This window comes from Saccharomonospora iraqiensis subsp. paurometabolica YIM 90007 (assembly GCF_000231035.2).
Taxonomy (GTDB): domain Bacteria; phylum Actinomycetota; class Actinomycetes; order Mycobacteriales; family Pseudonocardiaceae; genus Saccharomonospora; species Saccharomonospora paurometabolica.
This window is the reverse complement of sequence record NZ_KI912232.1, coordinates 2627-9418: the sequence shown is the minus strand read 5'-3', so window position 1 is coordinate 9418 and position 6792 is coordinate 2627. Positions and strand designations below refer to the sequence as shown.

Genomic DNA, 6792 nt, shown 5'->3' with positions numbered 1-6792 from the left:
CGCCTCCGCGTTCTCCTCGGCGGCGCGGGCGCGCTGGCGGGCGGAGGCGGCCCGCTCGATCGCCGCGTCCCGTTCGGAGTCGGTCTCCGCCTCCTGCGCGGCGGCCTGTTCGTCGTGACCGGTGGCGAGTTCGCGCAGGTTCTCGGCGCGCAGCCGGGAGACCTCGGCCAGGACCTGTTCGGCCTCGGCGCGGCGCTGCTGTTCGGGGTCGTCGGCGGCCTCCGCGCGCACCCGGTGCATGACGGTGAGATGTTCGGCGGCGCGGGCGTCCTCCTCCTCGGCCCGCTCCCGGCGCGCCACGGCGGCACGCCGTTGGGGCCCGAGTTCGGCGCCGGCCTCCTCGGCGGGTTCGGCCCCCTCCGCCGCGGGTCCGCCCTCGGCGTCGGCGACGGTGAGCGGCTTGGCGATGTTCTCCATGCCCACGCCCTCGGAGCGCACGCCGAAGATCAGTTCCGCGACCCCGCCCAGTGCCATGACCGCCGCGCCGATGGCGAAACCGATCGCCACGAGGCTTGCTTCGCCGGTGTCGATGAGCGAGCCGAACAGCAACGGACCGATGATCCCGCCGATCCCGGTGCCCACGGCGTAGAAGAAGGCGATGGCCAGCGCCCTGGTCTCCATCGGGAAGATCTCGCTGACGGTGAGATAGGCCGAACTCGCGCCCGCGGAGGCGAAGAAGAACGTCACCCCGATCAGTGCGATGAACGACCACCGGTCGAATCCACCGGTCACCAGGAACACCGCGATGAGCAGGGTCAGGGCCGAGGACACCAGATAGGTCGTGGTGATCATCTGCTTCCGGCCGACCGTGTCGAACAGTCGGCCCAGCAACAGCGGCCCCATGAAGTTGCCCGCGGCGAAGATCAGAATGAAGTACGGCACCACACCCGAGGCCACGTCGTAGAACTCACTGAGCAGGGTACCGAGATCGAAGGTGACCGCGTTGTACAGGAACGCCTGCCCGACGAACAGGGACAGCCCCAGGATCGTCCGCTTCGGATACAGCCTGCGCGCGACCCGGCCGATCTCCCGGAACGGGATCCTCTCCCGTTGCCGGACGGTGATTCCCTCGCGTGGTTCGGACAGCTCCTGGGTGGTGTGCTCGCGCACCTCCTGTTCGACCTCGTCGGCGATCCGTTCGGCCTCGTCCTGGCGACCGTGGATGAACAGCCAGCGGGGGCTCTCCGGGACGACGCGGCGGAGCAGCAGGATCCCGAAGCCGAGGAACCCGCCGATCGCGAACGCGAGCCGCCACCCCAGGTCGAAGGCGAAGAACGCGGTGTTGAGCAGCAGCACCGCCCCGAGCGCACCCAGCGCCGCGCCCACCCAGTAACTCCCGTTGATGGTGATGTCCACCTGTCCCCGGTTGCGCGCGGGGATCAGCTCGTCGATGGCCGAGTTCACCGCGGCGTACTCCCCACCGATGCCGAGTCCGGTGACGAACCGGGCGAGGAAGAAATACCACGGTGCGAACGCGAACGCCGTCGCCACCGTCGCCACCACGTACACCGCGAGCGTGATGATCATCAGCTTCTTGCGGCCGAACCGGTCGGTGAGCTGACCGAAGAACAACGCCCCGAGACAGGCCCCGATGATGTAGATGGCCGCCCCGTAGCCGATGTCCGCGGCGCTGAGGTCGATCCCGCTCCCGGGCTCGATCATCCGCGCGGCGACCGAGCCCACGATCGTGACCTCGAGTCCGTCCAGGATCCAGACGGTGCCCAGCGCGAAGACGATCCGCCAGTGGAATCGGGACCACGGGAGTCTGTCCAGACGGGCCGGAACACGGGTCCGGATGGTGCCGAGTTCGACCGCCATGCCCAGACTCCTTCCTCGTACCGCTCGTGCGCGTCGTCGATCCGTTCGTCTCGTCGGTCCACGCAGCCCGTTCCGCGCCCTCCGGTGCCGTCCGGCGCCGCCCGTGCGATCGTCCGAACGGCACTCACGGAGCGAATCCGCGGTGACACACGGCGTGTTTGTGCAGCGGGTGTCGTCAGCTGATACCCGCTCGCCGGTGGCTCGAACCACGGCACACGCGGTAGCCGCGGGGTACGATCCGGCCATGTTCCGATGCCGGCTGCTCGGCCACCGCTTCCGGTTCACCAGCGCCGGCGCCACCATGCGCTGGGCCTGTGCGCGGGGGTGCGGCGCCGAGGGGGCGAAGACCTACCCGACCCCCGAGGCGGCCCACCACTACGCCACCGTCTTCGACCGGGAGGACCGCGCCGATCTGGGCAGGCGCGCTCCGCTGGTGGCCGGGATCCCCCTGCGCGTGGCACATGCCCTCCGTTCCCGGCGGACCCGTCCCGGTGGACGAGACAACTCGGTTAACAAGCGTTAGAGTCTGCGCGATTCACTCGATCGAGCGACTACACGACGAGACGCACACATCAGACGGACGAACGAGACGGAAGTTCTATGCAGGAACAACGTGAGCAGTGGGGAACCCGTGCCGGGTTCCTCCTGGCCGCGATCGGTTCAGCCGTCGGCCTCGGCAACATCTGGCGCTTCCCCTACGTCGCGTACGAGAACGGCGGCGGCGCCTTCCTTCTGCCCTACCTGGTCGCCCTGCTGACCGCGGGTATTCCGCTGCTGATCCTCGAGTACACGATCGGACACCGGTACCGCAGCTCGCCACCGACGGCGTTCCTCCGGTTGTCCAAGCCGGCCCAGCCGATCGGCTGGTGGCAGGTGATCATCTCCTTCGTGATCGCGGTGTACTACGCACTGATCATCGCCTGGGCGGTGATGTACACCGGCTTCTCCGTCGGCACCTCCTGGGGTGACGACCCGGAGGGCTTCCTGTTCGGCGACTTCCTGAACACGGCGGACGCGCCGGACGGGGACTTCTCCTACGTCGGCGGGGTCGCCCTGCCGTTGATCGCGGTCTGGATCGTCACCCTCGCGGTGCTCGCGATCGGGGTGCGCAAGGGCATCGAACGGGCGGCCCGGATCTTCATCCCGCTGCTGGCGGTCCTGTTCGTCGTCCTGGTGATCCGGGCGCTGACCCTGCCCGGCGCCACCGACGGGCTGAACGCACTCTTCTCCCCGGACTGGTCGGCGATCACGGACGGCAGCGTGTGGGTCGCCGCGTACGGACAGATCTTCTTCACCCTGTCCGTCGGCTTCGGCATCATGGTCACCTACGCCTCCTACCTGCGGCGGCGTGCCGACCTGAGCGGCTCCGCCCTGGTGGCGGGCTTCGCGAACGGCTCGTTCGAACTTCTCGCGGGCATCGGCGTGTTCGCCACCCTCGGCTTCATGGCCGCGGGCACCGGCACACCGGTCGGCGAGATCGCCACGAGCGGGATCGGCCTGGCCTTCGTGGCCTTCCCGGAGATCATCTCCAGCATGCCCGGGGGCGAGATCTTCGGCGTGGTCTTCTTCGCCTCGCTCACCATCGCGGGACTGACCTCGCTGATCAGCATCGTCCAGGTGGTGGTGTCCTCCGTGGCCGACCGCACCGGCCTGAGCCGGGTGCCCGCCGTGCTGATCGTCGGTGGGCTCACCGCGGTGGTCTCGATCGCGCTGTTCCCGACGACGCAGGGCGTCAACATCCTCGACGTGGTCGACCACTTCATCAACCAGTACGGCATCGCGCTGGCCGGGCTGGTCGCCGTGATCGTGGTGGCCTGGTTCATCCGCGGGCTGAAGCCGCTGGCCGAGCACGCGAACCTGACCTCCGCCGTGCGGGTGGGCCCGCTGTGGCGGATCACCCTCGGGATCGTCACGCCGGTGGTGCTGGGCTGGATGATGTGGGACAGCCTCAGCGCCGAGTTCGCCGAGAACTACGGTGACTACCCGACGTGGTTCCTGATCGGCGCGGGCTGGGCCGTGGCGGTCGGCGCGATCGTGCTCGGCATCGTGCTCTCGCTGCTGCCGTGGAAGCACGGCGGGCAACAGTCCCCGGACGAGACCGGGACCACCGACGTGGAAGGGGTGCAGCACTGATGTCCACCGGTGCCATCATCATGCTGATCGTGTCGATCCTGCTGGTCTGGGGTGGCCTCGGGGTGTCGATCGCGCTGCTGCGCCGGCATCCGGAACAGCCCGACGACGAGCTCTGACGCCGACCGCAAGGATGGGGGCGTGGTGACCGCGGGACACCACGCCCCCATCCGTCTGTGGTCCGACCGTGCGCCGGATCACCCGGGTGCATAGTCACCCACCCTCCGGGTAGCCGATTCGCACACAGCGACCCCGTGGTGCGTGAGCGAGGAGGGCCCGTGAAGTACCAGGACCTGATCGAATCCGTCCGGACGGACGCTCGGCTGGACAGCAACGACCACGCGCGCGAGACCGTCTCGGCGGTGCTGACCACGGTCGCGCACGGGATCCCGCCCGAGGACCGCACCCGGTTGGCCGAGGCCCTGCCCGGATCCCTGGAGAGCGCCGCCGAGGTCCCGGGGCCGCGGGAACCCCGCGACGGTGCCGGGGTCGTCACCGAGATCGGACGACGGCTCGACGTGGAGGCCGAACGCGCCCGCTACCTCGCCCAGGCGGTGTTCGGTGCCCTCCGGGCGAACGACCCCGAGCTGGCGGACCGGCTGCACGGGGACCTCGACGCCGACGTGCGGGAGGTGCTGACCCCGTCCGGCGAAGCCTCCCGGCGGGCGGAGAGCGAGCGCGGCGAGGTACCGACCGAACTGTCCGACGCCGAGGTGGATCAGGCGCTGCGCCGACTGACCGGGTGGACCGGGGACCACACCGCGATCTCCCGCACGGTCCAGCTCCCGGCGGACCGGCTCGAACCACTGGTGAACCAGGTGCAGCGGGTCGCGGGCGAGCGCAACGACAAGGCCGCGGTGTCCCGGGACAGCACCGACACGGTGACGTTCACGCTGCGCACCGGTCGACCGGGGGTGGTCACCGAGCCGGACATCGAACTCGCCGAGCAGATCGACCGGGTCGTGTTCGAGGTGGGCTCCGGCGGACAGCCCGGATGAGGGTCAGCTCACCCGGACCCGCGCGTGCCCGGTCAGCTCCCCGTCCACGACGCGCTCGATCCGTACCTCGGCCCGGCGCCCCGTCAGCTCCAGCGTCGTCACGGCGTTGGCGAAGCACGGGCCCGCGGTGCGCGACCACGTCACCCCGGGCGGTGCGACCCCGGCACGCCGGGACCACCACCGGGTCACCCGCTCGGCGATCCGCCACCACGCCACGGTGAACACGGCGCGCAGCACGCCCGGCGCCGCGTTGTGCAACGGTGAGCAGGTCACCTGGTACACCGCCGCACGCAGTGGCCGGGGGAACCGCGCCCGGGCCACGTAGCTGTGGTGGACGTCGCCGGAGAGCACCAGGACCGAGGCCGGGGCGTCGGCCCGGCCGCCCACGTCGGCGATGAGCCGGGTGAGCCGGTCGAACGAGGCGCGGAAGGCCGCCCAGTGTTCGAGGTCGACAGCCTGCCGGACGGCCTCCGCGGCACGCCCGCGCCACCCACCCCGGCGACAGGCGGCCTCGTTCAGCGACTCGACGTGCGAGATCGCCGGCGGGAGCAGCCAGGGCAGCGACGAACCGAGCAGGAGGTGGTCACAGCCCGCGTCGACGAACTCCCGGGCGTTGTCCTCGACCCAGCGGAACTCGTCGAGGTCGAGCATGGAGCGACGTCCGTCCGCGAGGATGCGTCCGGCCCGGGTGTCCACCATGAGCAGACCGACCCGGCCGAAGGTGCGCCGGTAGCTCCACCGGGTGTTCTTCGCCCCGGTGAGGTCGTCGTCGGCGATCTCGGCGAGCTCGCGCAGCACGCCGGTCTTGTCCCCGGGCCCGTCCAACACGGCGGCCGCGGTCGGGTCCGTGGACAGCTCGGCGGGCGAGAGGTTGCCGAGGTGCTGGTAGACCCAGTAGCTCACGAACGCGCTGCGCAGTCGCTCCGCCCACCACGGCTGCCGCCGCACGGCCTCGCGCCAGGACTGCGAGATGTTCCAGTCGTCCCGCACGTCGTGGTCGTCGAAGATCATTGATACCGGCACGGTGGCCATCAGCCAGCGCACGGCCGGATCCGACCACGTCTCGTGGTACAGGTGCGCGTACTCCTCGAAGTCGACCACCTCGGCGCCGGGTGGTTCGTCCGGACCGCGCCGGGTCGCCAACCACTGTGCGGTCCCGTCGCTGACCTCGTCGGCGTACACCTGGTCACCGAGCAGCAGCAGTGCCCGCGGGCGGTGCTCCTCCGGCCACGCGGCCATGCGCCGCGCGTACCGTTCGAGCGCGTCCGTACCCTGTCCCGGCTCCCGGGCGGGTTTGCGGCACGACCCGAAGATCAGGCGGAACGCGGATCCGGCGACGTCCGCGGCACCGGCACGGGGCAACGTGCGGATCCGGGCGGGCGGGAACGGCGAGTCCGGCTCGGGCCACACCGCACGGTCGTCGAGCGACACCGTGTACGGCAGGCTCGTGTCCGGGTCGAGCCCGGTGAGCACCACCAGCGCGTAGTGGTGCCCGGACACCGTGAACGTCGGCGCGAACGCCCGTGCCACCACGCGGCCGGGCCCGTCCCCGTCCGCGGGGACACCGACGAGGACCGACACCGCACACGGGGCGCTCGTCTCGACCCAGACGGTGGCGGTGGTGTCGTCGGTGTGCCGCAGCAACGGCCCGAGCACGAGTTCGGGGCTGTCCACGACACGAGGCTAGTCGGGGGTGCGGGGCCCGGCAGTTCCCCGTGTCCGTCCGGCCCCACCGTCGCACCGCCGACCCGCGGACGGCCCCGGACGGCGCTCGCACCGGGCGGGAACCACCGGGACGGCGGTACCGTGCGGGTGTGCCTGGTGCCGGCCGGAGCCCCGGGCGGCC

General features: G+C 70.9%; 6 protein-coding genes. 4 read left to right on the top strand and 2 right to left on the bottom strand.

Annotated features, from left to right (window positions below; genetic code table 11):
- On the bottom strand, window positions 1–1818 hold a 1818-nt coding region (locus SACPADRAFT_RS26880), incomplete at its 3' end, for an MFS transporter (protein ID WP_084258381.1).
- Between the two features lie 244 nt (window positions 1819–2062).
- Between SACPADRAFT_RS26880 and SACPADRAFT_RS0210495 the strand changes: the two genes are divergently transcribed.
- From SACPADRAFT_RS0210495 to SACPADRAFT_RS0210480, 4 genes are all read left to right on the top strand, one after another.
- Window positions 2063–2341, top strand: a complete 279-nt coding sequence (locus SACPADRAFT_RS0210495; RefSeq protein ID WP_007025868.1) for a hypothetical protein — start codon at window positions 2063–2065, stop codon at window positions 2339–2341.
- A gap of 77 nt (window positions 2342–2418) precedes the next feature.
- On the top strand, window positions 2419–3951 hold the full coding sequence (locus SACPADRAFT_RS0210490; RefSeq protein ID WP_007025867.1) for a sodium-dependent transporter: 1533 nt from the start codon (window positions 2419–2421) through the stop codon (window positions 3949–3951).
- Window positions 3951–4067 (top strand): methionine/alanine import family NSS transporter small subunit, encoded by a 117-nt coding sequence (locus tag SACPADRAFT_RS30485; protein WP_007025866.1) that lies wholly within the window; start codon window positions 3951–3953, stop codon window positions 4065–4067. The genes SACPADRAFT_RS0210490 and SACPADRAFT_RS30485 overlap by 1 nt, the downstream gene beginning before the upstream one ends.
- A 159-nt stretch (window positions 4068–4226) precedes the next feature.
- Complete coding sequence (locus tag SACPADRAFT_RS0210480; protein WP_007025865.1) at window positions 4227–4946, top strand: DUF2267 domain-containing protein; 720 nt, start codon at window positions 4227–4229, stop codon at window positions 4944–4946.
- 3 nt (window positions 4947–4949) lie between these two features.
- Here the strand turns inward: SACPADRAFT_RS0210480 and SACPADRAFT_RS0210475 are convergent, their stop codons facing one another.
- On the bottom strand, window positions 4950–6620 hold the full coding sequence (locus tag SACPADRAFT_RS0210475; RefSeq protein WP_007025864.1) for an alkaline phosphatase D family protein: 1671 nt from the start codon (window positions 6618–6620) through the stop codon (window positions 4950–4952).
- Window positions 6621–6792 lie beyond the last annotated feature (172 nt).

Coding starts and splice junctions, on each gene's coding strand:
- SACPADRAFT_RS0210495 (WP_007025868.1), top strand. CDS start 2,063: ATGTTCCGATGCCGGCTGCTCGGCCACCGCTTCCGGTTCACCAGCGCC.
- SACPADRAFT_RS0210490 (WP_007025867.1), top strand. CDS start 2,419: ATGCAGGAACAACGTGAGCAGTGGGGAACCCGTGCCGGGTTCCTCCTG.
- SACPADRAFT_RS30485 (WP_007025866.1), top strand. CDS start 3,951: ATGTCCACCGGTGCCATCATCATGCTGATCGTGTCGATCCTGCTGGTC.